Annotated in this window: 26 protein-coding genes and 1 pseudogene; 18 read left to right on the plus strand and 9 right to left on the minus strand. The window is 66.4% G+C overall.

Features of this window, described 5'->3' with window-relative positions; translation table 11 throughout:
• Positions 1 to 4: 4 nt before the first annotated feature.
• From ACS5PN_RS03930 to ACS5PN_RS03940, 3 genes are read left to right on the plus strand one after another with little or no spacing between them, the layout of a single operon-like run.
• A complete protein-coding gene (locus ACS5PN_RS03930; RefSeq protein ID WP_439462633.1) occupies positions 5 to 517 on the plus strand; it encodes a GNAT family N-acetyltransferase in 513 nt (170 codons plus the stop codon).
• Complete coding sequence (locus tag ACS5PN_RS03935) at positions 514 to 912, plus strand: hypothetical protein (RefSeq protein ID WP_439462634.1); 399 nt, start codon at positions 514 to 516, stop codon at positions 910 to 912. Before ACS5PN_RS03930 ends, ACS5PN_RS03935 begins: the two co-directional genes overlap by 4 nt.
• 2 nt (positions 913 to 914) lie before the next feature.
• Positions 915 to 1,859, plus strand: coding sequence for a hypothetical protein (locus ACS5PN_RS03940; RefSeq protein ID WP_439462635.1), 945 nt, complete (start codon positions 915 to 917; stop codon positions 1,857 to 1,859).
• A gap of 198 nt (positions 1,860 to 2,057) precedes the next feature.
• Here the strand turns inward: ACS5PN_RS03940 and ACS5PN_RS03945 are convergent, their stop codons facing one another.
• Together ACS5PN_RS03945 and ACS5PN_RS03950 are read right to left on the minus strand one after the other, a co-directional pair.
• Positions 2,058 to 2,459 (minus strand): helix-turn-helix domain-containing protein, encoded by a 402-nt coding sequence (locus ACS5PN_RS03945; protein ID WP_439462636.1) that lies wholly within the window; start codon positions 2,457 to 2,459, stop codon positions 2,058 to 2,060.
• Between the two features lie 146 nt (positions 2,460 to 2,605).
• Entirely contained in the window at positions 2,606 to 2,863 is a 258-nt protein-coding gene (locus ACS5PN_RS03950) for a hypothetical protein (RefSeq protein ID WP_439462637.1), read from the minus strand.
• Positions 2,864 to 2,961: 98 nt separating this feature from the next.
• Between ACS5PN_RS03950 and ACS5PN_RS03955 the strand changes: the two genes are divergently transcribed.
• Positions 2,962 to 3,213: a hypothetical protein gene (locus ACS5PN_RS03955; RefSeq protein ID WP_439462638.1), complete on the plus strand. Its 252-nt coding sequence runs from the start codon at positions 2,962 to 2,964 to the stop codon at positions 3,211 to 3,213.
• 35 nt (positions 3,214 to 3,248) lie between these two features.
• Here the strand turns inward: ACS5PN_RS03955 and ACS5PN_RS03960 are convergent, their stop codons facing one another.
• A complete protein-coding gene (locus ACS5PN_RS03960; RefSeq protein WP_439462639.1) occupies positions 3,249 to 3,821 on the minus strand; it encodes a hypothetical protein in 573 nt (190 codons plus the stop codon).
• Positions 3,822 to 4,180: 359 nt separating this feature from the next.
• Complete coding sequence (locus ACS5PN_RS03965; RefSeq protein WP_439462640.1) at positions 4,181 to 4,354, minus strand: hypothetical protein; 174 nt, start codon at positions 4,352 to 4,354, stop codon at positions 4,181 to 4,183.
• Positions 4,355 to 4,446: 92 nt separating this feature from the next.
• Here ACS5PN_RS03965 and dgoD point away from each other — a divergent pair, with 92 nt between their 5' ends.
• From dgoD to ACS5PN_RS04020, 11 genes are all read left to right on the plus strand, one after another.
• On the plus strand, positions 4,447 to 5,595 hold the full coding sequence (gene dgoD, locus ACS5PN_RS03970) for a galactonate dehydratase (protein ID WP_439462641.1): 1,149 nt from the start codon (positions 4,447 to 4,449) through the stop codon (positions 5,593 to 5,595).
• On the plus strand, positions 5,595 to 6,497 hold the full coding sequence (locus ACS5PN_RS03975) for a 2-dehydro-3-deoxygalactonokinase (protein ID WP_439462642.1): 903 nt from the start codon (positions 5,595 to 5,597) through the stop codon (positions 6,495 to 6,497). The genes dgoD and ACS5PN_RS03975 overlap by 1 nt, the downstream gene beginning before the upstream one ends.
• Position 6,498: 1 nt before the next feature.
• Entirely contained in the window at positions 6,499 to 7,116 is a 618-nt protein-coding gene (locus ACS5PN_RS03980) for a 2-dehydro-3-deoxy-6-phosphogalactonate aldolase (RefSeq protein WP_439463688.1), read from the plus strand.
• Positions 7,117 to 7,153: 37 nt separating this feature from the next.
• Positions 7,154 to 9,559, plus strand: coding sequence for a beta-galactosidase (locus ACS5PN_RS03985; RefSeq protein WP_439462643.1), 2,406 nt, complete (start codon positions 7,154 to 7,156; stop codon positions 9,557 to 9,559).
• Entirely contained in the window at positions 9,556 to 10,446 is an 891-nt protein-coding gene (locus tag ACS5PN_RS03990; RefSeq protein ID WP_439462644.1) for an SMP-30/gluconolactonase/LRE family protein, read from the plus strand. The genes ACS5PN_RS03985 and ACS5PN_RS03990 overlap by 4 nt, the downstream gene beginning before the upstream one ends.
• Positions 10,447 to 10,467: 21 nt before the next feature.
• The gene (locus ACS5PN_RS03995; protein WP_439463689.1) at positions 10,468 to 11,439 is read left to right on the plus strand and encodes an arabinose ABC transporter substrate-binding protein; all 972 of its coding nucleotides are present in this window, start codon (positions 10,468 to 10,470) and stop codon (positions 11,437 to 11,439) included.
• A 1-nt stretch (position 11,440) separates the two neighbouring features.
• Entirely contained in the window at positions 11,441 to 12,949 is a 1,509-nt protein-coding gene (gene araG / locus ACS5PN_RS04000; protein ID WP_439462645.1) for an L-arabinose ABC transporter ATP-binding protein AraG, read from the plus strand.
• Positions 12,950 to 13,023: 74 nt separating this feature from the next.
• Positions 13,024 to 13,932: an L-arabinose ABC transporter permease AraH gene (gene araH, locus ACS5PN_RS04005; RefSeq protein WP_439463690.1), complete on the plus strand. Its 909-nt coding sequence runs from the start codon at positions 13,024 to 13,026 to the stop codon at positions 13,930 to 13,932.
• Positions 13,925 to 14,689 (plus strand): SDR family oxidoreductase, encoded by a 765-nt coding sequence (locus tag ACS5PN_RS04010; RefSeq protein WP_439462646.1) that lies wholly within the window; start codon positions 13,925 to 13,927, stop codon positions 14,687 to 14,689. The genes araH and ACS5PN_RS04010 overlap by 8 nt, the downstream gene beginning before the upstream one ends.
• Entirely contained in the window at positions 14,686 to 15,633 is a 948-nt protein-coding gene (locus ACS5PN_RS04015; protein WP_439462647.1) for a LysR family transcriptional regulator, read from the plus strand. The genes ACS5PN_RS04010 and ACS5PN_RS04015 overlap by 4 nt, the downstream gene beginning before the upstream one ends.
• 23 nt (positions 15,634 to 15,656) lie before the next feature.
• Positions 15,657 to 16,046, plus strand: a complete 390-nt coding sequence (locus tag ACS5PN_RS04020; protein WP_439462648.1) for a GFA family protein — start codon at positions 15,657 to 15,659, stop codon at positions 16,044 to 16,046.
• Here ACS5PN_RS04020 and ACS5PN_RS04025 read toward each other — a convergent pair.
• Together ACS5PN_RS04025 and ACS5PN_RS04030 are read right to left on the minus strand one after the other, a co-directional pair.
• On the minus strand, positions 16,043 to 16,675 hold the full coding sequence (locus ACS5PN_RS04025) for a hypothetical protein (RefSeq protein WP_439462649.1): 633 nt from the start codon (positions 16,673 to 16,675) through the stop codon (positions 16,043 to 16,045). The genes ACS5PN_RS04020 and ACS5PN_RS04025 overlap by 4 nt on opposite strands.
• 50 nt (positions 16,676 to 16,725) lie before the next feature.
• Entirely contained in the window at positions 16,726 to 17,379 is a 654-nt protein-coding gene (locus tag ACS5PN_RS04030; RefSeq protein ID WP_439463713.1) for a hypothetical protein, read from the minus strand.
• Between ACS5PN_RS04030 and ACS5PN_RS04035 the strand changes: the two are divergent.
• The 3 genes and pseudogenes from ACS5PN_RS04035 to ACS5PN_RS04045 all read left to right on the plus strand — a co-directional run.
• Positions 17,329 to 17,538, plus strand: a pseudogene (locus tag ACS5PN_RS04035) (helix-turn-helix domain-containing protein); the annotation flags it as partial. The gene ACS5PN_RS04030 and the pseudogene ACS5PN_RS04035 overlap by 51 nt on opposite strands.
• 68 nt (positions 17,539 to 17,606) lie before the next feature.
• Positions 17,607 to 17,687: a hypothetical protein gene (locus ACS5PN_RS04040; protein WP_439463691.1), complete on the plus strand. Its 81-nt coding sequence runs from the start codon at positions 17,607 to 17,609 to the stop codon at positions 17,685 to 17,687.
• Positions 17,684 to 19,105 (plus strand): dihydrolipoyl dehydrogenase, encoded by a 1,422-nt coding sequence (locus tag ACS5PN_RS04045; RefSeq protein ID WP_439462650.1) that lies wholly within the window; start codon positions 17,684 to 17,686, stop codon positions 19,103 to 19,105. Before ACS5PN_RS04040 ends, ACS5PN_RS04045 begins: the two co-directional genes overlap by 4 nt.
• Before the next feature lie 4 nt (positions 19,106 to 19,109).
• Here ACS5PN_RS04045 and ACS5PN_RS04050 read toward each other — a convergent pair whose 3' ends face one another.
• The 3 genes from ACS5PN_RS04050 to ACS5PN_RS04060 all read right to left on the minus strand — a co-directional run bounded on the left by ACS5PN_RS04050 (position 19,110) and on the right by ACS5PN_RS04060 (position 20,727).
• Entirely contained in the window at positions 19,110 to 19,589 is a 480-nt protein-coding gene (locus ACS5PN_RS04050; protein ID WP_439462651.1) for an OsmC family protein, read from the minus strand.
• Between the two features lie 22 nt (positions 19,590 to 19,611).
• Positions 19,612 to 20,262 (minus strand): GntR family transcriptional regulator, encoded by a 651-nt coding sequence (locus ACS5PN_RS04055; protein WP_439462652.1) that lies wholly within the window; start codon positions 20,260 to 20,262, stop codon positions 19,612 to 19,614.
• A 78-nt stretch (positions 20,263 to 20,340) separates the two neighbouring features.
• Positions 20,341 to 20,727 (minus strand): hypothetical protein, encoded by a 387-nt coding sequence (locus ACS5PN_RS04060; RefSeq protein WP_439462653.1) that lies wholly within the window; start codon positions 20,725 to 20,727, stop codon positions 20,341 to 20,343.
• Between the last annotated feature and the right edge of the window lie 56 nt (positions 20,728 to 20,783).

Below are 20,783 nucleotides of genomic sequence, written 5' to 3' on the forward strand. Positions count from 1 at the left end.
CGCGATGGAGGTGATTGAAGTGATGGCAGGGCCGTGTGTCGAGCTGCCGCCTTGGCGCTTCGTGCGCTTTGGACAGGATGACTCCCTCGACGCTGCAGCTCGCCGCCTCTTCCTGGCGCAATGGCCAGGTTGCCATTTGCCGCGCTGTGAGGGTTTAGACCTGCCGATGACAGCGATTGCGCTGGGCGACGACCAGGTCTTGGGTTGCGCAAGCGTTGTGCGAGCGTTCTTGCCTGAATCCGGTCGGCTCGCTACGTGCCTCTCCAACCTGGTCGTCGCCTTCCCCCACCGGCGACAAGGCCTGGGTCGCCAGCTCGTCAGCTGGCTGATGCAAGAGGCTGCGGAAGTTGGTGAAAGAAGGTTGTACGCAGTCAGCGCGCAACGTGCCTTCTTCCAAGCTATCGGGTGGAGTCCCGTTTCAACGGAGCAGAAATCGGAAGCAAGCGCGTTTACGCGAGATGCCGAAGCCGCACAGCTCTTCGAATCGCCCTGGAACAAGCAATGGAGCGCGATATGACTGATCGGAAGAAACAAGATGCATGGCTGATGACGGCCCTTGACGTCCCCATGGAGGTGGTAGTTGACGCTGGCGACCAATCTTCAGAGCAGGACCGCGTCGGCAGTTTGGTATGGGAAGGTGCCACCTTGCGCGCTCAATCGGCGCTTCGCCAGTTGGCTGCGGAGATGGACCGACGCGGTGGCACTGACTACCAGAAGGCTGCGGCTATGGTGCGCAGCGCTCAGGAGAAGCTTGCTCAACCCCTCGACTCCGCCAAAAGCGTCGCTCAGATGAAATCTTGGATCCTCACCGACGAGTTGATATCAGGGTGTGATGACGTCCTTCACCTGACCGATCCACTTCTGGTCGCCGTCGATCGTCTTGCGACGACCTTTCAATCTAAGGGAGCTTGACCATGGAAGCACCTGACGCAGCAAGAATAGTTACGGACCGACTCGTCGGAGGTTCTCGAAAAGGCGGCGGTGGTCGCGATGACGGCGATGACGACCGGAAGAAGAAGCTTCCCATTGAAATCATGAGCGACGCTGACGAAGCTGTCGCCACGGAAGCTGCCGCTGCCTTGTTTGAGCTGATGAAGTTGTTGGAAACGGAGCTTCACCCCTACGGCTTCAACCTGGACATCTGGCTGGAGAGGTACACGTTTGAATCTCCTGAACTGTCCGAGTTAGTGGAGCAGATCATGAGCATCGCGAGCCCGGAGTTGCAGCATGCCTTGCAACAAGAAGAAGATGACCTAATCCATGAACGTGCGTCGGTCGAGCACATGCGTCGTCTCGCCCGGAAGTGCAGGGACATGTACGACACGTTGATGGTTTTTCTTGCCAACGCGCAGCGTTTGTACAGAGAGCTCCAGAGGCGGCGTGCCGCTGAAGCGGAGGAGAAGTCTGGCGCGAGCAGCAGTTCCAGTTCGAGTTCAACCAATGAAGGCGGATTCAACTTTGTTGCCGCCCTGGAGGGTCTAGAAGCCAACCACGACAAGAAAAAATGGCTTGCGGCTGTCAAGGAGACCGGCAAGGGCGCGAAGTGCATCTATGTCGACGCGGACCTGATCAATCGCATCAAAAGTCTCTTTGAGCAGTACTCCAAAGATTGGGATGCCGCTTCAGTTGACGGCTTCAAGGGCATGAAGGTGGACAAGTTCCGGCGCATGACAGCTGCGCTTGAAGAAATCATTGGCCTGCTTGTCTCCTCGGGCAACATCCTGACTCATGCTTCCATCGGCCCTGGCTCTGCCTTCTTTGACATGATGATGCGCCTGCTGAAGCAGAGCTGTGGAAGCCGCGAAGTTTTGACGTTGGCGCAATGGTGGATGTCCATCGCAAAGCCCTCGAAGAAGTGAGTGGTGCGGCATTCGGGAAGGTGCAGCCTGCCCAGGCGACTCCGTTTGTCAGGCCTGCTTGTTCTAGATGCTCGCGTTGCGCGCGCTTCCTGTCACCACTTGCAGCACCTATAGGTGCTCAAAATGGAAGCGACGTCGGGGCGTGCGCCGGCTGCCCGCGCTGTGCCAGGGGCCTGCAAAAAGCCGGCGCCCCTGCCCTCATGCTTCCTCGATAGCCAAGCCCTCTGGCGCCGTCGCCAAGGCGTGCTGCCCTGGCGTCACGCCAAATCTGCGTTTGAACAATGCAATGAAGCCACTGACGTTGGCGTAGCCGAGTTCGAGAGCGACGCTCTTGACCGAGCGGCCGGCGGCGATCAGCTCCAAAGCGCGCAGCAGGCGCACCCGTTGACGCCACTCCGCAAAACTGAACCCCGTCTCGGCGGCGAACTTTCGCGTGAACGTCCGCGATGAAGCGCCTGCCCAATCGGCCAACGCTTCTAGGCTCCGATCATCGTCCGGCCGTGTCAGCAGTTCTTGCGCCACCTTCAGCAGCCTGGCGTCGGTGGGCAGAGGCAGGCTGAATGGGATGCGCGGCAGGTCGCCGATCTCATCGAGGATCACAGCGGCAGCCGGGCCTGCGCGTCGGTCAGAGGCCCCGCAGGCCAATCCGTCGCTCGCGCGATGCCGGCGCGCAGCAGCTGCGAAACGGCCACCACGCCCGGCTCGGCCGGCAACGTCGCGCAGGCCTCGGCGGCGACGTAAACGCTTCAGCCCGTGAAGGGTCCATGCGACTGCATGCCATGCGGGACATCCGGCGGCACCCAGACGGCATGCGTGGCAAGCACCACCCAGCGGCAATGCATCGCTTCGACGGTCAGCAAGCCGCGCGTAGCCCCGAGCAGCTGTCCGCGCGCGTGGCTGTGGCTGGGCGTGCGGCGTGCCTCGCCCGAGGTGGCCGCGACGCCCATCAGGGGCGGCCCGCCCTCGTCGGAGGCTTTTGCGGGCGGGATCAGCGGGAGATGCATCCTTGGCGGAAAACGGCTATCGATTGGCGTCGGCATCGTACTCAGATGCGCCACCCGTCTCTAGAGTTGCCTGCATAGCAACTTCACGAGGAGCCGCCATGCGAGCCCAAGACATCCTGCCCGACAGCCAGAACGAGGTTGAGCTCGAAGGCGTCGTCGTCCGCAAGGGCACCGTAGGCGCCTTTCTTACCAATGCGCGTGCCTGGACAAGCTCCCCACCGGGTTCGGAGGAGCGCCTCAATGCCGAACAAAGCATCGGTCGAGATCTGCCCGCCCTCCGCGCCCTGGGTCTGTTCGAGGCATTCAACGTTCGCGACGACGCGCTGAAGGCCTGGATCGACGCTCACTGAAGAGATCGGGGGCCGCCTGGTGCCCAGGCGCCCTCTTACGCCGTGCGCGCGGCGATCTGCAGTCGATCCAGGATTTCCGCGCGCTTGATGCCCAGCTGGATGAGCTGCTGGCTTGCGGCACGGATTTTTCGATCCAGGTCGACGGCCAGCGCCGCGATCTCCCGATTGCCCGATTCGACAAGCGCGGCGGCCTGCCAGGCAGCATAGGAATCCTCGGCCAACCCGACGAGGATGTTCACGCCGGGGATGTAGTCGGTCATGGCCTTGCGCTTCAGCTCCGCGACGATGCCCTGCTTGAGCAGGGACAGCATCGTCTTGACGTGCCCGTCTTCAAGCCGCGTGCCGCTCTTGGCGAACTTGCCGTAGAGCTCATGGACGACGACCTGGTAGAGGGAACTCGCTCCCTTGAGCTCGAAGGAGTTCACGATCACGTTGAGTGGAATCAAGGTGACGTTGGCCATCACGCCAACGATGCCCCAGGCGCTGGCGGAGGCCCTGGCGCTGGCCAGATCCATCTGCGCGCTCTGCAGCAGAGCTATCCCCTCCTGGATGGCGAGCTGCTTTCTTCCAAGCATTGCGAACTGGTGTGCCTGATGCGCCATCTCCACGGTGGACCTCCGTCTTTCGTTCTGCCTTGCGACGGCTCATGCTGACATCGCCGCGCCGTGACCGCATCCACAGAAATCGCTAGCCGCACCGCCCTCTGGGCATCGCGGCCTGCATGTCTCAGGGAGCCGACTTGCCGCGACGGTGGCATGTCAATGACAAGAATTGACTTTAAGAAAGCTTTTCAAGCATTTGATAGATATGGGTATTTGTGAAGTCTTCTAGAGGAGATGAGCGTAGACCGCTGGCCCCAGATGGCGGCCTCGCGATCCGGTGTCTGTCGGTACCGCATCGTTCCATGCCTGCAATGCATAGGGTTAACCCTTGTGATGCCTGGTAAAAACCCTAAGATAGCGTTGCATCAACAAAGAAAGGGAAACAAATGGAACTGCTCATCGTTGCTCTGGCGCTGTCCACCGTGGCCGTCATCGCTCAACTGGCTGACATCACCAACAAGCGCAACTGAAATCGCTTCACACCGTCCGAAGGGCTGCATCTGCAGCCCTTTTGCTTTTCTGGCGCCGAAAGAACCCATACGAAATCCCTATAGCTGTCAGCAAAGAATCGATATTTCAGAACTAGCAGCCCCTCCTAAGCTGACGGCCGTTCCTGTTGCAGACACGGCCCATGCGAATCACCAAGCTGACGACCTACCGCCTCGCGCCGCGGTGGATGTTCCTGAAGATCGACACCGACGCCGGCATCAGCGGCTGGGGTGAGCCCGTCATCGAGGGCAAGGCTCGCAGCGTCGAAGCCGCGGTGCACGAGTTCGAGCCCTATCTGATCGGCCAGGACCCGTCTCGCATCAACGACCTCTGGCAGGTCATGTACCGCGGCGGCTTCTACCGCGGCGGCGCCATCCTGATGAGCGCCATCGCCGGCATCGACCAGGCGCTGTGGGACATCAAGGGCAAGGTGCTCGGCGCGCCCGTCCACGAGCTGCTGGGCGGCCTGGTACGCGACCGGATCAAGGTCTATTCCTGGGTCGGGGGCGACCGCCCGGCCGACGTCATCCGCGACATCCAGCGGCTGCGCGAAGGCGGCTTTGACACCTTCAAGATGAACGGCTCCGAGGAAATGGGCCTCATCGACAGCGCCCGCAAGGTGGACGAGGCCGTGGCCCGCATCGCCGAGATCCGCGAAGCCTTCGGCCACGACATCGAGTTCGGCATCGACTTCCACGGCCGCATCGGCGCGCCCATGGCCAAGGTGATGCTGAAGGCGCTCGAGCCTTATCGCCCGCTGTTCGTCGAGGAGCCGGTGCTGGCCGAGCAGGACGAGGCCTATGCACGCCTGGCCGAACATACCGCCATCCCGCTGGCGGCCGGCGAGCGCATGTACTCGCGCTTCGAGTTCAAGCGCGTCTTCCAGGCTGGCGGCCTGTCCATCGTGCAGCCCGACCTGTCGCATGCCGGTGGCATCACCGAGTGCATGAAGATCGCCTCCATGGCCGAGGCCTATGACGTGGCCCTGGCACCGCACTGCCCGCTCGGCCCCATCGCGCTGGCGGCCTGCCTGCATGTGGACTTCGTGTCGCACAACGCCGTGCTGCAGGAACAGAGCATGGGTATCCACTACAACCAGGGCGGCGAGCTCCTCGACTATGTGGTGAACAAGGAAGACTTCCACATCGAGGACGGCTATATGAAGCCGCTGACCCGGCCGGGCCTGGGTGTGGTGGTCGATGAGGAGAAGGTCATTGCAGCCAGCAAGGTGGCGCCGGACTGGCGCAACCCGCTGTGGCGCCATGCGGACGGCAGCGTCGCGGAATGGTGATGACGAACACCAACGCCAAACTCATCGCGCTGGACTGGGGCAGCACCCGGCTGCGGGCCTTTTTGCTCGGGACCGACGGCACCGTGCTGGAAACGCGGCAATCGGAGCAGGGCGCTTCGACGCTTTCCGGGGAGTCCGCTTTCGCACAAGCGTTCGCTGCGATCACGACCGGTTGGACCGCCCTCCCCGCGCTGGCCTGTGGCATGGTCGGCAGCCAGCACGGCTGGCGCGAGGCGCCCTATGCGCCCTGCCCGGCCGATGCCGCGGCACTGGCCCGCGCGGCCCTGCAGGTCAAGGACAAGCTCTGGATCCTGCCCGGCCTGATGCGCGACGGCGCCCAGCCCGATGTCATGCGTGGCGAGGAGACGCAGATCGTCGGCGCGCTGGCCCTGCACCCCGAGCTGGCCGCGCAGTCCTGCCTGGTCCTGCCCGGCACGCATTCCAAATGGGCTCGCGTCGGCCAAGGCCGGGTGACGGGTTTTGCCACCCACATGACCGGCGAGCTGTATGCGCTGTTGCGCCAGCATTCGGTGCTGTCGCGCCTGATGCCGGCCGACGGCAGCGCCCCGCCCTCCCCCCAGGCCTTCCTGGCTGGCGTGGATGCGGCGCGCGAAGACGGTGCCTTGAGCCATCAACTGTTCGCCGTGCGCACGCTGGGCCTGTTCAAGCGCTTGCCGCCCGCGGACCTGCCCGACTACCTCTCCGGCCTGCTCATCGGCCATGAGATCGCCCACGAACTGAAGGCCGGCGCGCCCGAGTGCCTGGCCCTGATCGGCGACCCGGCTCTGTGCGAGCGCTATGCCCTGGCCCTGGGCCGCTTTGGCGTCCACGCGCCACTGCAACTTGACAACACCGCGCCCGCCGGCCTCTGGCAGCTGGCGCAAACCATGGGGCTTGACTGACATGCTCGACCCGGCACTGCAACAACTCCCCCTCGTGGCCATCCTGCGCGGCGTCAAGCCCGACGAGGTCGAGGCCATCGCCGACGGCCTCTATGCCGAAGGTTTTCGCGTCATCGAGGTGCCGCTGAATTCGCCCCAGGCCCTGGACTCCATCGCCCGCCTGGCGCGGCGCATGCCGGCCGATGCGCTGATCGGCGCCGGCACCGTGCTCAGCGCCGACGCGGTGCGCGATGTGCAGATCGCCGGCGGTCGCCTCATCGTCATGCCTCATGCCGACGTGGCCGTCATCCGCGTCGCCAAGGCGCGCGGCATGGCCTGCGTGCCGGGCGCGGCGACGCCGACCGAGGCCTTCGCGGCTTTGCAGGCCGGTGCCGATGCGCTCAAGCTCTTCCCGGCCGAACTCGTCACGCCGCCCGTCGTCAAGGCCATGCGCGCCGTGCTGCCCAAGGAGCTGCGTCTGCTGCCGGTGGGCGGCATCACGCCAGAAACCATGGCTATCTACCGCCGTGCCGGCGCCAACGGCTTCGGCCTCGGTTCTGCCCTCTATGCACCCGGCCTGAATGCGTCCGAAGTGGCGCAAAGGGCCAAGGCCTTCGTGCAGGCCTGGCACGCGTTCTGAAGCGCGGCCGCACAAAACAAAGACAACGGAGACTCCCATGAACCGCATCCTGACGCTGTGCGCAGGGCTGGCGCTGGCCGCGCTTGGCCCGACGGCCAGCGCCGACATGCTGCTGAAGCTGGATGCCCGCGCCGACGCGCCAGCGCCGACGACCGGCCATCTGCAGCTCGGCACGGCCCGCACGCCCAAGGGCCAGACCTTGGCCGTCCACAGCCAGTACCTGCTGAAGGACGGGCAGCCCTGGCTGCCGGTCATGGGCGAGTACCACTTCAGCCGCGCACCGGCCTCGCAATGGGAGACCCAGCTGCGTCTGATGAAGGCCGCTGGCCTGGACATCGTCGCCAGCTATGTGTTCTGGAACCACCACCAGGAGCAGCCCGGCGCCTTCAACTGGAAGGGCAACCACGACCTGCGCCGCTTCGTGCAGCTGGCCCAGGCCGCCGGACTGCAGGTCGTCGTGCGCCTGGGCCCCTGGGCGCATGGCGAGGCGCGCTATGGCGGCATCCCTGACTGGGTCGTCGACAAGATGCCCACCCGCGGCAACGACCCGGAATACATGGGCCATGTCGAGAAGCTCTACGCCGAGATCGGCGCCCAGCTCAAGGGCCTGCTGTGGAAGGATGGCGGCCCCGTCATCGGCGTGCAGCTGGAGAATGAATACAACATCCGCGGTGCCGGCCGTGGCGAGGAGCACATCAGCGCGCTGAAGAAGCTGGCGCTGAAGGCTGGCCTGGATGTGCCGCTCTACACCGTCACCGGCTGGGACGGCACGGTCTACCCGTCCGGTCAGGTCACGCCCGTCTTCGGTGGCTACCCGGACGAGCCCTGGGCGACCAGCACGACGGAGCTGGCTCCGAAGGAAACCCACGCCTTCCGTTTCGACACCCGCGTCAGCGGCGACCTCGGCGCGCAGACCCAGGCGCACGAGCCCGGCACCGCCGAGAGCGACAAGGACAAGGTGCCCTTCCTGGGCGCCGAATACGGCCCCGGCCTGCCGGCCATGTACCGGCGTCGCACCCTGGTGTCGCCCGACGACATCGCGGCCATGCTGCCGGTGCAGCTGGGCTCGGGCGTCAACCTGTTCGGCTATTACATGTTCCATGGCGGTCGGAACCCGGTCGCTGGAACTGGAATTGGCGGCACGGGCCTCGAGGAAAGCACGTTGAGCGGTGGCTACAACGACACCCCGCGCATCAGCTACGACTTCCAGGCGCCCCTCGGGCCCGACGGCCAGCAGCGCCCGGTGCTGACCAAGCTGCGTCCCTTCCACTATTTCCTGCGCGACTACGGCGCCCGGCTCGCGACGATGACGGTGCGCCAGCCCGGGCGCACGCCCGCCAACCCAGCCGATCTGCAGACGCCGCGCTGGGCCGTGCGCGCACGAGGCGACAGCGGCTTCCTGTTCTTCAACAACCATGTGCGCCAGTACGCCCTGCCGGCCCAGGGCGGCGTGCGCTTCGAGGTGCAGTTGCCTGGCGGTGCGCTGACCCTGCCCAGCCACCCGATCGACATCCCGAGCGGCGTCTATTTCATCTGGCCGCTCAATCTCGATCTCGATGGCGTGAAGCTGCGCTACGCCACGGCACAACCCGTGGCGCGGCTGGACGCGGGCGCCCAGGGCATCGTGCACGTCTTCGCGCCGACGCCAGGCGTGCAGGCCGAGTTCGCGTTGGCCGATGGCATCAAGACCATGTCCTCCGACGGCGGGCAGTTGCTGACTCTCGGCAAATCGGGCGGCCGTGCGGTCAGCGTGCTGCTGCTGTCTCAAGAGGAGGCCTCGCAGCTGCAGATCCTGGACATCGCCGGCCAGCGCCGCCTGGTCTTCAGCGAGCAGCAGGTCTGGGTGGCCGAAGGCAAGCTGCAGCTGCGCGGCCTGGCCACCGAACCCCTGCATGCCGCCGTCTTCCCTGCCCTGCCCCAACCCAAGGCGCCGGGGTTGCAAGTCAGGCTGGACGGTCCATTGCAGCATCTCGAATTCAAGGCCGGGGCTGCCGAGCCGACGCTGCAGGTCACCGCCACGCGCCCGGCTCGCAACGCACCACCGGTGCTCAAGGGTGGCCTGGCCCATGCGGCCGTCCAACCCGTTCCCGAGGCCTTTGCCAGCGCCGCGACCTGGTCGCTGAAGCTGCCCCAGCCGCTGGCACCCAACGCCGAGGACGTGCTGCTGGAGCTGGACTTCGTCGGCGACATCGGCCGCGTCTTCGCCGGCCCGCGAATGCTGGATGACTGGTATTACAACGGCCAGCGTTGGCAGATCGGCCTGCGCCAGTTTGCGCTGAAGCCCGGTGCCGAACTGCAGCTCAGCGTGCTGCCGCTGCGCGCCGACGCGCCCATCTACATCGACGCCGCCCACCGCCCGGTCTTTGCCAGCGGCCAGACCCAGGTGGCCGAGCTGCGCGGCGCCCGCCTGCTGCCCATCCGCCGGGTGGCCATCACGCCATGACGCAAGCGCTTGACCTCGCCCTGGCCCAGACCGCCACGCTGGGCGAAGGCCTGCTGTGGCGAAATGGCCGCTGGTGGTGGACGGACATCGAAGGCGCCACGTTGAACGCCTGGCGGCCTGGCGATGCAACGGCCCTGGCCTGCCGCCTGCCGGACCGGCTCGGCAGCTTCGCTCATTGCCGTTCGGGCCGCGTGCTTCTCGGCCTGGCCAAGCGCATCGCCCTGGCGACGGTGGGCGACGAACTGGAGTTGGGCCAGTTGCAGACGCTGGCGCCGGTCGACGCCGCCGAGGCCCGCACCCGCGTCAACGACGGCCGCACCGATCGCAGTGGGCGCTTCGTCTTCGGCACGCTGAACGAAGCGAAGGAGAAGCGCGCCATCGGCAGCTTCTATCAATACTCCATGCTGCACGGCCTGCGGCGCCTGGCCCTGCCGGCGGTGGCCATTGCCAACAGCATCTGCTTCAGCCTTGACGGCCGCACGATGTACTTCTGCGACACGCTGACCCAGCGCATCCAGCAGTGCGACTACGACACCGCGACCGCCCAGGTCGGCAACATTCGCCTGTTCACCCAGATGGACAGCAGGCAGGCTTGGCCCGACGGGTCCGTCATCGATGCCGAGGGCTGCCTGTGGAATGCCCAGTGGGGCGCCGGACGCGTGGTGCGCTACGACCCGTCGGGCAAGGCGATGAGCGTGTACGCGGCACCGGCTGCCCATACGACCTGCCCCGCCATCGGCGGCGAAGGCCTGGACCAGTTGATGTTGACCACCGCCCGCAGTGAGCTCAAGCGCGAGGCCCTGGCCGCCCAGCCGCTGTCCGGCAGCCTGTTTGGAACACGCCTGCCCGGCAAGCTGGGGGTGGCCGACGCCCTGTTCGAAGACTAAGGAGACGACAAGATGATGAAGATGCAACGCCGCGCCCTCACCCTCGCCCTGCTGGCCCTGCCGGTGGTCGCGGTGGCCGCCGATCCGGTCAAGGTCGGCTTTCTCGTCAAGCAGGCCGAGGAACCCTGGTTCCAGGACGAATGGAAGTTTGCCGAACAGGCCGCCAAGGACAAGGGCTTCACGCTCGTGAAGATCGGCATCCCCAATGGCGAGAAGATGATGGCCGCCATCGACAACCTGGCGGCGCAGAAGGCCATCGGCTTCGTCATCTGCGCACCCGACGTCAAGCTGGGCGTGGCCGTGAATCGCGCCGCCAAGCGCCACAACCTCAAGGTCATGTCGGTGGACGACCAGCTCGTCGATGGTGCCGGCAAGCCCATCGCCGACATCCCCCACATGGGCATCTCGGGCTACGAGATCGGCAAGCAGGTGGGCCAAGGGTTGCTGGCCGAGATGAAAGTGCGCGGCTGGAAGCTCGATGAAGTCGGCGTGCTGCGCGTGGCCTTCGACCAACTGCCCACCGCCAAGGACCGCACCATGGGCGCCGTCGATGCGCTGAAGGCCGCCGGCGTACCGGCCGCCAATGTCGTCGACGCCCCCCAAGCCAAGACCGACACCGAGAGCGCCTTCAACGCCGCCAACATCGCCTTCACCAAGAATGCCAAGTTCAAGCGCTGGGTGGCCTTCGGCCTCAACGACGAGGCAGCCCTGGGCGCGGTGCGCGCCGCCGAAGGCCGCGGCATCAAGCAGGACGCCATGCTGGCCATCGGCATCGGCGGCAGCCAGACGGCGCTGAACGAGTTCACCAAGCCCACGCCGACGGCCTTCTACGGCACGGTGCTGATCAGCCCCAGGCGCCATGGCTACGAGACGGCCGTCGCCATCTACGAGTGGGCCACCGCCGGCAAGACGCCGCCGCCGGTCACGCTGACCAGCGGCACGCTGATGACGCGCCAGAACCAGGCCGAGCTCAGAAAGCAGATGGGCCTCTGAAATGGCTTCACTGCAGTTCGACAACATCAGCAAGGTCTTCCCGGGCGTCAAGGCGCTGAACGGGGTGAGCTTCGAGGCGAGGCCGGGCCAGGTCATGGGCCTGCTGGGCGAGAACGGTGCGGGCAAGAGCACGCTGCTGAAGATCCTCGGCGGCCAGTACAAGCCCGACGGTGGCCGCCTGCTGCTAGACGGCCAGGAGCGCCACTTCACATCCGCCGGCGACGCCATCGCGGCCGGCGTGGCCATCATCCACCAGGAGCTGCAATACGTGGCCGAGCTGACGGTGGCCGAGAACGTGTTGCTGGGCCGGCTGCCGACACGCTTCGGCCTGGTCGACCACAAGGCCGCGCGGCGGCTGGTCGCCGAGCAACTGGCCGCCATCGGTGTGGACCTGGACCCGGCCGCGCGCCTGTCGGAGCTGTCCATCGCCCAGCGCCAGATGGTGGAGATCTGCAAGGCCGTCATGCAGGATGCCAAGGTCATCGCCTTCGACGAGCCCACCAGCAGCCTGTCCCACCGCGAGACCGAAATCCTGTTCCGCCTCGTCAAGCGCCTGCGCGCCGAGGGCCGCACGCTGATCTACATCTCGCACCGGCTGGAGGAGTTGTACGAGCTCTGCGACGCCTGCACCATCTTCCGCGACGGCCGCAAGATCGTCACACACGACGTGATGGCTTCAGTGCCGCGCGAGCGGCTGATTGCCGACATGGTGGGCCGCGAGCTGCAGGACATCTACGACTACCGCAGCCGGCAGCACGGCCCCGTGCGCCTGGAAGCGCGCGGCCTGCACAGCGCCCGCCTGCCCGAGCCGCTGAGCTTCGCCATGCGCGGCGGCGAGGTGCTGGGCTTCTTCGGCCTGGTCGGTGCCGGCCGCAGCGAGCTGATGCGCCTGCTCTATGGTGCTGATGCGCGCCGCGGCGGCGAGGTGCTGCTGGACGGAAAAAGGGTGTCTGCCGGCAGCCCGGCCGACGCGATTGCTGCCGGCATCGTGCTCTGCCCCGAAGACCGCAAGGAGCAGGGCATCCTGGCTCACTCCTCGGTGGCCGAGAACATCAACATCAGCTGCCGCCGCCACGGCCTGGCCGGCGGCATCTTCCTGCGCCACCGCCAGGAGGCCCGGCGCGCCGACGACTTCATCCAGAAGCTGCGCGTCAAGACGCCGAGCCGCGACCAGGAGATCCGCCTGCTGTCGGGCGGCAACCAGCAGAAGGTCATCCTGGCGCGCTGGCTGGCCGAGCCGGGACTCAAGGTGCTGATCCTCGACGAGCCGACACGCGGCATCGACGTGGGCGCCAAGAACGAGATCTACAAGATCATCCACGACGTGGCCGCTTCGGGCTGCTGCGTCATCGTCATCTCCAGCGAGCTGCCCGAGGTGCTGGGCATCTCCGACCGCCTCATCGTCATGCGCGACGGCCACATCAGCGGCGAGCTCTCGCGTACCGACGCCAGCGAGACCACTGCGCTCGCCCTGGCACTACCGGACGGTGCCTCCGCCGCCCTGCATTGATCATGAACACGACCACTCTTACGCAACGCCCCGCCATGTCGACCACGTCCCGCGCCCTGCTAAAGGAACACAGCATGACGCTGGGCTACGGCCTGCTCTTCGTCGTGCTGGCCTTCAGCGTCGAGAACTTCTTCTCCGGCGCCAACATCGTCGGCCTGCTGCTGTCGGTGGCCCAGATCGGCATGGTGGCCTGCACCATGATGCTGTGCCTGGCCTCGCGGGACTTCGACCTCAGCGTGGGCTCAACAATAGCCTTTGCCGGCGTGCTGGGCGCCATGGTGCTGGAGCGCACCGGCAGCGTGGGCCTGTCCATTGGTGCCGGCCTGCTTGCCGGCGCGCTGATCGGTGCCGGCAACGGCGTGTTGATCGCCTATCTGCGTGTCAATGCGTTGATCGCGACCTTGGCCACCATGCTGATGGTGCGCGGCCTGGCCTTCATCGCCTCCCATGGCCAGGCGGTGGGCATTGCCGACGAAGGCTTCATCAGCTTCGGCGACACCACTTTCCTGAACCTGCCGCTGCCGATCTGGATGACCGCGCTGTGCTTTGTCATCTTCGGCGTGCTGCTCAATCACACCGTCTTCGGCCGCAACACCCTGGCCATCGGCGGCAACCCGGAGGCGGCCCGGCTGGCCGGCGTGCGTGTGGAGAGGCTGCGGGTGTGGATCTTCCTGCTGCAGGGCGTGGTCACGGCCCTGGCCGGGCTGATCCTGTCGGCCCGCATCACCAGCGGCCAGCCCAATGCCGCCACCGGCTTCGAGCTGGACGTCATCTCGGCCTGCGTGCTGGGCGGCGTGTCGCTGCAGGGCGGCAAGGCGCGCATCTTCGGCGTCGTCATCGGCGTGCTCATCATGGGCACGGTCGAGAACGTGATGAATCTGCTCAACGTCGATGCCTTCTACCAATACCTGGTGCGCGGCCTGATCCTTCTGGCAGCTGTTCTTCTCGACCAATTGAAGACGCGAGGCGAGCGCCGTGGCTGACCGACTGCAAGGCAAGGTCGCCCTGGTGACCGGTTCCACCCAGGGCATAGGGAAGGCCGTCGCACGGCTGTTCGTCGCCGAAGGCGCCAAGGTCATCCTGAATGGCCTGAATGCCGACGCCCACGGCGAGGCGCTGATCGAAGAACTGGGCGAGGACCGGGCGATGTTCGTCCCGGCCGACATCGCCGACGAAGCGGCCGTGCGCGCCATGGCGGCCCGCGGCGCCGAGCGCTTCGGGCCCATCAATGTCCTCATCAACAACGCCGGCATGGACGTCTTCACCGAGCCGCTGGCCATGACGACGGCCCAGTGGCAGCGTTGCTTTGCGGTGGACCTGGACGGCGCCATGCATTGCAGCCGCGCCGTGCTGCCCGGCATGCTGGAGACGGGCGGCGGCAGCATCGTCAACATCGCTTCGGTGCATGGCCATCGCATCATCCCCAACGCCTTCCCCTATCCGGTGGCCAAGCACGCACTGATCGGCATGACCAAGGCCCTGGGCATCCAGTACGCGGCGCGCAATGTGCGCGTCAACTCGATTTCGCCGGGGCTGATCCTGTCGGAGCGCGTCGTCGAATGGCTGGACAGATCGCCCGAGGACGCGAGGCGCCAGGTGGAGCTGCTGCCATCGAAGCGCATCGGCGAGCCCATCGAGGTTGCCTACACTGCCCTCTTCCTCGCCAGCGATGAAGCCCGCTTCATCAACGCCACCGACATCCTCATCGACGGCGGGCGATCGCAGCTCTATCACGAATGACCGATCCCCGTTCGGACCGCTTCGTCCGCTCCCACCTGAAAACCCGCCAGCTGGTGCTGTTGGTGGAGCTGGGGCGGCATGGTTCGATCCTGCATGCGGCCCAGGCCGCCAACCTGACGCAGCCCGCCGCCTCCAAGCTGCTGGCCGACCTGGAACATGCCCTGGGCGTCAAGCTCTTCGAGCGCCTGCCGCGCGGCGTGGCACCCACCTGGTATGGCGAGGTCATGATCCGCCGCGCCGGTGCGGCGCTGGCCGAGCTGGATGCCGGCCACCAGGAGGTCATGGAGCTGCTGTCCGGCTTGTCGGGCCGCGTGGCCGTCGGCGCCGTGCTGACGCCCTCGACGACGCTGCTGCCGGCCGCCATCACCTTGCTCAAGCAACGCCAGCCGCGCGTGCATGTCGCCATCTCGGTCGACACCAGCAAGATCCTCATCCAGCATCTGCAGAACGGCGAGCTCGATCTCGTCATCGGCCGCGTGCTGGACAGCGAGTCGGCCGCCCAGCTCAGCTTCGAGCCCCTGACCGACGAGCCCCACAGCCTCATCGTGCGTGCCGGCCACCCGCTGGCAGGCCGCAGCGACCTCAGCCTGCCCGAGTTGGCCCGCCAGAGCTGGATATTGCCGCCCGGCGGCAGCATCCTGCGCGACCGCCTGACCGCCCTCTTCCTCAGTGCCGGCCTGGACCAACCTCAACAAACCGTCGAGACGCTGTCCCTGCCCGTCGTGACCGCCCTGCTGAGCCAGTCCGACATGGTCTCCGCCCTGCCCGCGGAACTGGTCAAGCCCTATCTGGAAGCCGGCTTGCTGACCGTGCTGGACTTTGAACTCGGCCTGCGCATGGACGCCTATGGCATCGTCACCCGCCGCGCCCACCAGCTGTCACCCGGCGCCGAGCTGATGCTCAATTGCTTGCGCGAGGAAGCCGCGCGGCGGCCGTCGCGTTGAATCCTTGCTGAAAGGAGACTCGCATGGAAGTCACCGGCGGCTGTCTTTGCGGCGATGTCCGCTTCGTCGCGACGGGGCGGCCCTACCGCGTCGGCCTCTGCCACTGCCTGGACTGCCGCAAGCACCATGGGGCTCTCTTCCATGCCTCGGCGATCTTTGCGCAGCAGTCGGTGGCGATCACGGGCGAGACGCGCGACTACGCCGGGCGCCACTTCTGCCCGCGCTGTGGTTCGTCCGTCTTCAGCCGCAGTGGGGATGAGGTTGAGGTGAATCTCGGCGCGCTCGATGCGCCCGACCAGTTCCAACCAAGCTACGAGCTCTGGACCGTGCGGCGTGAAACCTGGTTGCCGCCTTTTCCGTTGGCGCATCACTACGAGCGCGACCGCGAGAGCCTGGGCCGCAGCGAGGACTAGGGTTTGCGCGCCAGCGGGATCTGCAGATTCGTCGGCCGGTTCGCCTCGCTGTCGAAGCCGCGCCCGTCGATGTGGCGGGCGCCCCAGAACAGCAGGCCGTTGCTCAGGTGGACGAGGTCGTACTCCATGAAGTTCTTGCCCTCGGCGAGGCCAAACGGCGCGAAGTTCTTGCCGAAGACGCTCTGCGCTGCGCCGACCTCCCACTTGGCATAGCCCTGGGTCGCCGCCTGGTTCATCAGGTCGGCAAAGCCCTGGATCAGCGGCGTGACCTCGTAGGCCTCGTCGGCCACGAAGTCGACTTTCTGCGCACCGGGTGCGACGGGGTGATCGCCCCGCCACAGCATGTGGCCGCGGATGAGGATGCGCGCCAGCGGCACGCGGCCCATCGGGTCGGCGTACTGGGTGACGACCAGCTCGAAACGGTCACCCGTCGAGTAGCTGAAATCGCGCTTCAGGTGGAAGGGCTTGAGGCTGCCGTCCGGGTTCTTCAGGCTGCTGGGGCGCAGCTCGGGAGCCAGGCTGCTCCAGTGGCCCAGCAGCTGGGTCTTCAGGTCGTCGAGGTTCATGGCGTCGGCTTTCAGGGCTGAAGCCGCCAGGCACATGGCCAGCGCGGCGCGTCGGGTCCACATCGTTGCGGTCCTCCTTCGCCACCAGTGTGGGCGGCGGGTGAGGAGGACCGTTAGCCCAAATCGGCAAAACGTGGGGGCCTTGGGGCATCACCTCGGCGGCTATCCTTGCCCGCATGGCGATCCGCCTCGACGTCTTCGACGACTTCCACCTGCATGGCGCCTCGGCGCCCGAGTGGGCGCAGCGCTATGTCCAGTTGTCGCCCGGCCTGATGCGCAGCGCCCTCATCGAGACGGCCTCTCCCGGTTTGCATGTGTTCCGCAAATGGATGAGCGAGCGCGTGGTGCAGCAGGGCTGCCTGCCCGCCGGCCAGATCTGCTTTGCGATGCTGCATGGCCGTGGCGCCGGACAGCCCTGGATGCAGGGTCATCCGTTGCAGGACGACCTGATCTTCGTGCTGCGCGCCGGCCAGGAGTTCATGTTGCAACGCCCGCCCGGCATGGCCCTGCTGGCCTGCAGCTTCGATGCGGAAACCTTCCGCCGCCTGCTGGACGCGCGGCCCTGGAGCGCACCGGCACATGTACTGCTGTCGCGCTCCAGCGTGCAAGCGCCGCCTGCGGAACTGGAGGCGCTGCGCCGCGTGCTGCTGCAAGCGTCCTCGGCACCGCCCGTATTTGCCGCGCTGACCGATCTCTTCGATGCTGCCGCTGGGCCCGTGCAGCGGGCGGGCAGCGCCTCGGCGGCCTATATCGTCGCGGCCTGCCATCGGCTGGTTGCCGCGGGTGGCGACGCGCCACCTGACATCGACGCCCTCTGCCAGCGCCTGCGCACCAGCCGCCGCAGCCTGCAGAACGGCTTCCGCCAGGTGGCGGGCACCACACCCGTCCACTATCTGCGCAGCCTGCGCCTGAACGCGGTGCGCCAGCGGCTGCTGGCGACGCCTCCCAGGATCTCAGCGTCTCGCAGGCCGCCAGTGATGTCGGCTTCGAGCACCTGGGTCATTTCGGGACCCGCTACCGCGACCTCTTCGGCGAACTGCCCTCGAAGACCCTCAGAAAGCCCCCCTCACCATGACCCTCCACTGCGACGTTGCCATCATCGGCGCCGGCACCGCCGGCATGGCCGCCTACCGTGCCGCCCGCGTGCATACCGACAAGGTGCTGCTCATCGAGGCGGCCCATTACGGCACCACCTGTGCGCGCGTCGGCTGCATGCCCAGCAAGCTGCTGATCGCCGCGGCGGAGGCGGCCCAGGCCGTGCGCGAAGCCCATCGCTTCGGCGTGCAGGCCGAGGCGCCGCGCATCGATGGCCGGGCCGTCATGCAGCGGGTGCGCAGCGAGCGGGACCGCTTCGTCGGCTTCGTGCTCGAGACCATCCACGGCTGGCCGGAGTCGACACGGCTGTTCGGCCGGGCCCGCTTCACCGGGCTCGGCGCGCTGGATGTCGAAGGGCAGCCGATCAAGGCCAGGACCGTCGTCATCGCCACCGGCTCACAGCCCTTTGTGCCCTCCGGCTGGCGTGAGCGGCTGGGCGCCAAGCTGCTCGTCAACGACGATGTGTTTGACTGGGTCGACCTGCCCAAGTCGCTGGCCGTCGTCGGCGCCGGCGTCATCGGCCTGGAGCTGGCCCTGGCCCTGCACAAGCTCGGTGTGCGCGTGCGCCTGTTCGCGCGCGGCAACCGCGTCGGCCCGCTGACCGACCCCGAATTGCAGCCCCTGGCCCAGAAGCTGTTCGCCGAGGACCTGCCGCTGACGCTGAATGCCGACAAGCTCGACCCCGTGCTGGACGGCGACGAAGTCGTCATCGGCGGCGAGCGCTTCGAAGCCTTGCTGTGCACGGCAGGCAGGCAGGCCAATCTCGACAACCTGGGCTTGGAAGCGCTGAACCTGCCGCGCGACGCCGAGGGCCATCCGTTGATCGACCGCCACACCAGCCAGTGGGGCGGCATGCCGGTCTTCATCGCCGGCGACGTGACCAATGACCGGCCGCTGTTGCATGAAGCGTCAGACGCCGGCCGCATCGCGGGTGACAACGCAGCCCGCTGGCCCGATGTGCATGCCCGGCCGCGCCGTGCGCCGCTCGCCATCGTCTTCAGCGAGCCGCAGATTGCCATTGCCGGCGCCAGCCATGCCGAGCTGGTGGCAACCAGGCGGGAGTTCGACACCGGCCGCGTCAGCTTTGCCGACCAGGGCCGCAGCCGCGTCATGGGGGTCAACCGCGGTGGCTTGCATGTCTACGCCGAGCGCGGCACGGGCAAGCTGCTGGGTGCCGAGATGATCGGGCCGTCGGCCGAACATCTTGGCCATCTGCTGGCCTGGAGCGTGCAGCGCGGCGACACCGTGCAGCAGATGCTGGACTGCCCTTTCTATCACCCGGTCGTCGAGGAAGGCCTGCGCACCGCGCTGCGCCAGCTGCACAGCGACCTGCACCTGCCGGCTCCGCCCATCGAGGACTGCATGGATTGCGACACCGAGGCCGAAGTCGGCGGCTGAGCCTTCAGGACGCGGCCACGGGCTGCACTTCGGGCTCGCAGACTATGGGGAAGTTGAGCGAATTGGCCACGTAACATTTCTCGTGGGCGACGTGGTGCAGGGCCAGGGCCTTCTCGACATCGTCCGTGGGGCGCACGCCCACCTTGGGCCGCAGCGTGATGCTTGTGAAGCGGCCGCCGTTGGCGTCTTCCTTCATCGTGCCCTCGGCATCGTCCTCATAGCGCATGACGGCGATGCCGGCTTCCGCGCACAGGTGCAGATACCAGAGCTTGTGGCAGGCGGACGCCGCCGCGACGACGAGATCCTCAGGGTTCCAGCGGTCGGCATCGCCGCGGAAGGCCGGGTCGGATGAGCCGGGGATGTCGGGCTTGCTGCCGGCCGAGATGAGGTGTTGGCGGCCATAGGCTGCATAGGCCGATGTACCGCTGCCGCGGTTGCCCGTCCAGACGACCTTGACGGCGTAGTGATGTTCTCCGCGGGACATTCGGTGCTCCTGATGTGGGTTGTCAGCGTGGGTTGGCGTTCGGCGCGGCGAGGTGGTTCGCGATGGCGCGGTGGGTTTCGTTCAGGTGCTCGGCCAGGCAGGTGCTCGCGGCAGCAGCGTCTTTCTGCTTGACGGCTGCGATGAGCGCGCGGTGCTCATGCCCCCAGGCCGTGCGGCGCGTGTCCGGCCCCATGTCGCGCAGCGCGAATCGCTCGACCCGCCCGCGCAGTTGCATCACCATCTGCAGGGTTTGGGGCTTGTGCGCGGGTTCATAGAGGGTCTCGTGGAAGCTGCGATCGCCGGCGAGCCAGCCGCTGCGGCTGTCCTCCAGTTCCAACTCGGCCTGGACGGCCTCCAGGCGCACCAGGGTCTTGGGCGTGTGCCCGTCGATGGCTCGCGTCAGCAGGAAGGTTTCCAGCATCAGGCGCAGCTCGAAGATTTCGGTCAGCTGCGCGGCGGACAGCATGGGGATGTGCGCGCCGCGGTTGGGAACGACCTCGATCAAGCCTTCGCTGCCCAGCAGCTGCAAGGCCTCGCGCACGGGGATTCGGCTGGCCCCATAGCGCACGGCGAGTTCTTCCTGTCTCAACACCTCGCCTGGCGGCCAGGCGCCTTCGTTGATCTCTTGCCTCAGGCGCTGCGCGAGAGCCAAGGCCGTGGTTGGATGCGGCATTGGATAAATGTATACAAAATGAGTGAGCGAAGCAAGATTCAGGATTCGAGCCAGCGCCTGGCCTTTCAGGGCGGGAACCTAGGCGGCCTTCGCACCCTCGGCTGACCGCTTGCGGAACCAGAACCACCAAGTCCCGAAACACACCAAGCCGTAGCTGATCACGGTTCCCACGAGGCCGTTTTCTTCTTCTTCAGTCCGCACCTTGCCGTCTTCTTCAATGACAGTGATCGTCTTCAACGTCGGCATGACCGCGTAGGTCTGTTCACGCCTTTCGCTAGTGACAGCGCCAGCGGATCGAACGCGGTAAGACCAGCCGATCAAGACACTCCCGCGCGTTGCGACCGGCCCCAGCGCCTCCTGAGCCACTGACCATGGCGACACGAAACCCACCGCCATGACGCAGGGCAAGGCCGCGACAAGCAATGGGCATACGTACTTCAGGATCGTCGAAAGGAGCTTGATCATGGTGGGTGGCCAAAGCTCTCGAGAGCGCTTCGAGCGGCGTACTACTTGTGATTGTG

Source organism: Roseateles sp. NT4, assembly GCF_051857475.1.
Taxonomy (GTDB): Bacteria; Pseudomonadota; Gammaproteobacteria; order Burkholderiales; family Burkholderiaceae_C; genus Pelomonas.

Excerpts from the sequence above, each read along its gene's own strand:
- ACS5PN_RS03955 (WP_439462638.1), top strand. The coding sequence starts at position 2,962 with ATGCGAGCCCAAGACATCCTGCCCGACAGCCAGAACGAGGTTGAGCTC.
- ACS5PN_RS04015 (WP_439462647.1), top strand. The coding sequence starts at position 14,686 with ATGACCGATCCCCGTTCGGACCGCTTCGTCCGCTCCCACCTGAAAACC.
- ACS5PN_RS03990 (WP_439462644.1), top strand. The coding sequence starts at position 9,556 with ATGACGCAAGCGCTTGACCTCGCCCTGGCCCAGACCGCCACGCTGGGC.
- araG (WP_439462645.1), top strand. The coding sequence starts at position 11,441 with ATGGCTTCACTGCAGTTCGACAACATCAGCAAGGTCTTCCCGGGCGTC.
- ACS5PN_RS04045 (WP_439462650.1), top strand. The coding sequence starts at position 17,684 with ATGACCCTCCACTGCGACGTTGCCATCATCGGCGCCGGCACCGCCGGC.
- dgoD (WP_439462641.1), top strand. The coding sequence starts at position 4,447 with ATGCGAATCACCAAGCTGACGACCTACCGCCTCGCGCCGCGGTGGATG.
- ACS5PN_RS03995 (WP_439463689.1), top strand. The coding sequence starts at position 10,468 with ATGCAACGCCGCGCCCTCACCCTCGCCCTGCTGGCCCTGCCGGTGGTC.
- araH (WP_439463690.1), top strand. The coding sequence starts at position 13,024 with ATGACGCTGGGCTACGGCCTGCTCTTCGTCGTGCTGGCCTTCAGCGTC.
- ACS5PN_RS03930 (WP_439462633.1), top strand. The coding sequence starts at position 5 with ATGGAGGTGATTGAAGTGATGGCAGGGCCGTGTGTCGAGCTGCCGCCT.
- ACS5PN_RS03965 (WP_439462640.1), bottom strand. The coding sequence starts at position 4,354 with ATGGGTTCTTTCGGCGCCAGAAAAGCAAAAGGGCTGCAGATGCAGCCC.
- ACS5PN_RS04020 (WP_439462648.1), top strand. The coding sequence starts at position 15,657 with ATGGAAGTCACCGGCGGCTGTCTTTGCGGCGATGTCCGCTTCGTCGCG.
- ACS5PN_RS03985 (WP_439462643.1), top strand. The coding sequence starts at position 7,154 with ATGAACCGCATCCTGACGCTGTGCGCAGGGCTGGCGCTGGCCGCGCTT.
- ACS5PN_RS04025 (WP_439462649.1), bottom strand. The coding sequence starts at position 16,675 with ATGTGGACCCGACGCGCCGCGCTGGCCATGTGCCTGGCGGCTTCAGCC.
- ACS5PN_RS04030 (WP_439463713.1), bottom strand. The coding sequence starts at position 17,379 with ATGGCAGGCCGCGACGATATAGGCCGCCGAGGCGCTGCCCGCCCGCTG.
- ACS5PN_RS03940 (WP_439462635.1), top strand. The coding sequence starts at position 915 with ATGGAAGCACCTGACGCAGCAAGAATAGTTACGGACCGACTCGTCGGA.
- ACS5PN_RS03975 (WP_439462642.1), top strand. The coding sequence starts at position 5,595 with ATGACGAACACCAACGCCAAACTCATCGCGCTGGACTGGGGCAGCACC.
- ACS5PN_RS04050 (WP_439462651.1), bottom strand. The coding sequence starts at position 19,589 with ATGTCCCGCGGAGAACATCACTACGCCGTCAAGGTCGTCTGGACGGGC.
- ACS5PN_RS03950 (WP_439462637.1), bottom strand. The coding sequence starts at position 2,863 with ATGCATCTCCCGCTGATCCCGCCCGCAAAAGCCTCCGACGAGGGCGGG.
- ACS5PN_RS04060 (WP_439462653.1), bottom strand. The coding sequence starts at position 20,727 with ATGATCAAGCTCCTTTCGACGATCCTGAAGTACGTATGCCCATTGCTT.
- ACS5PN_RS03935 (WP_439462634.1), top strand. The coding sequence starts at position 514 with ATGACTGATCGGAAGAAACAAGATGCATGGCTGATGACGGCCCTTGAC.
- ACS5PN_RS03980 (WP_439463688.1), top strand. The coding sequence starts at position 6,499 with ATGCTCGACCCGGCACTGCAACAACTCCCCCTCGTGGCCATCCTGCGC.
- ACS5PN_RS04055 (WP_439462652.1), bottom strand. The coding sequence starts at position 20,262 with ATGCCGCATCCAACCACGGCCTTGGCTCTCGCGCAGCGCCTGAGGCAA.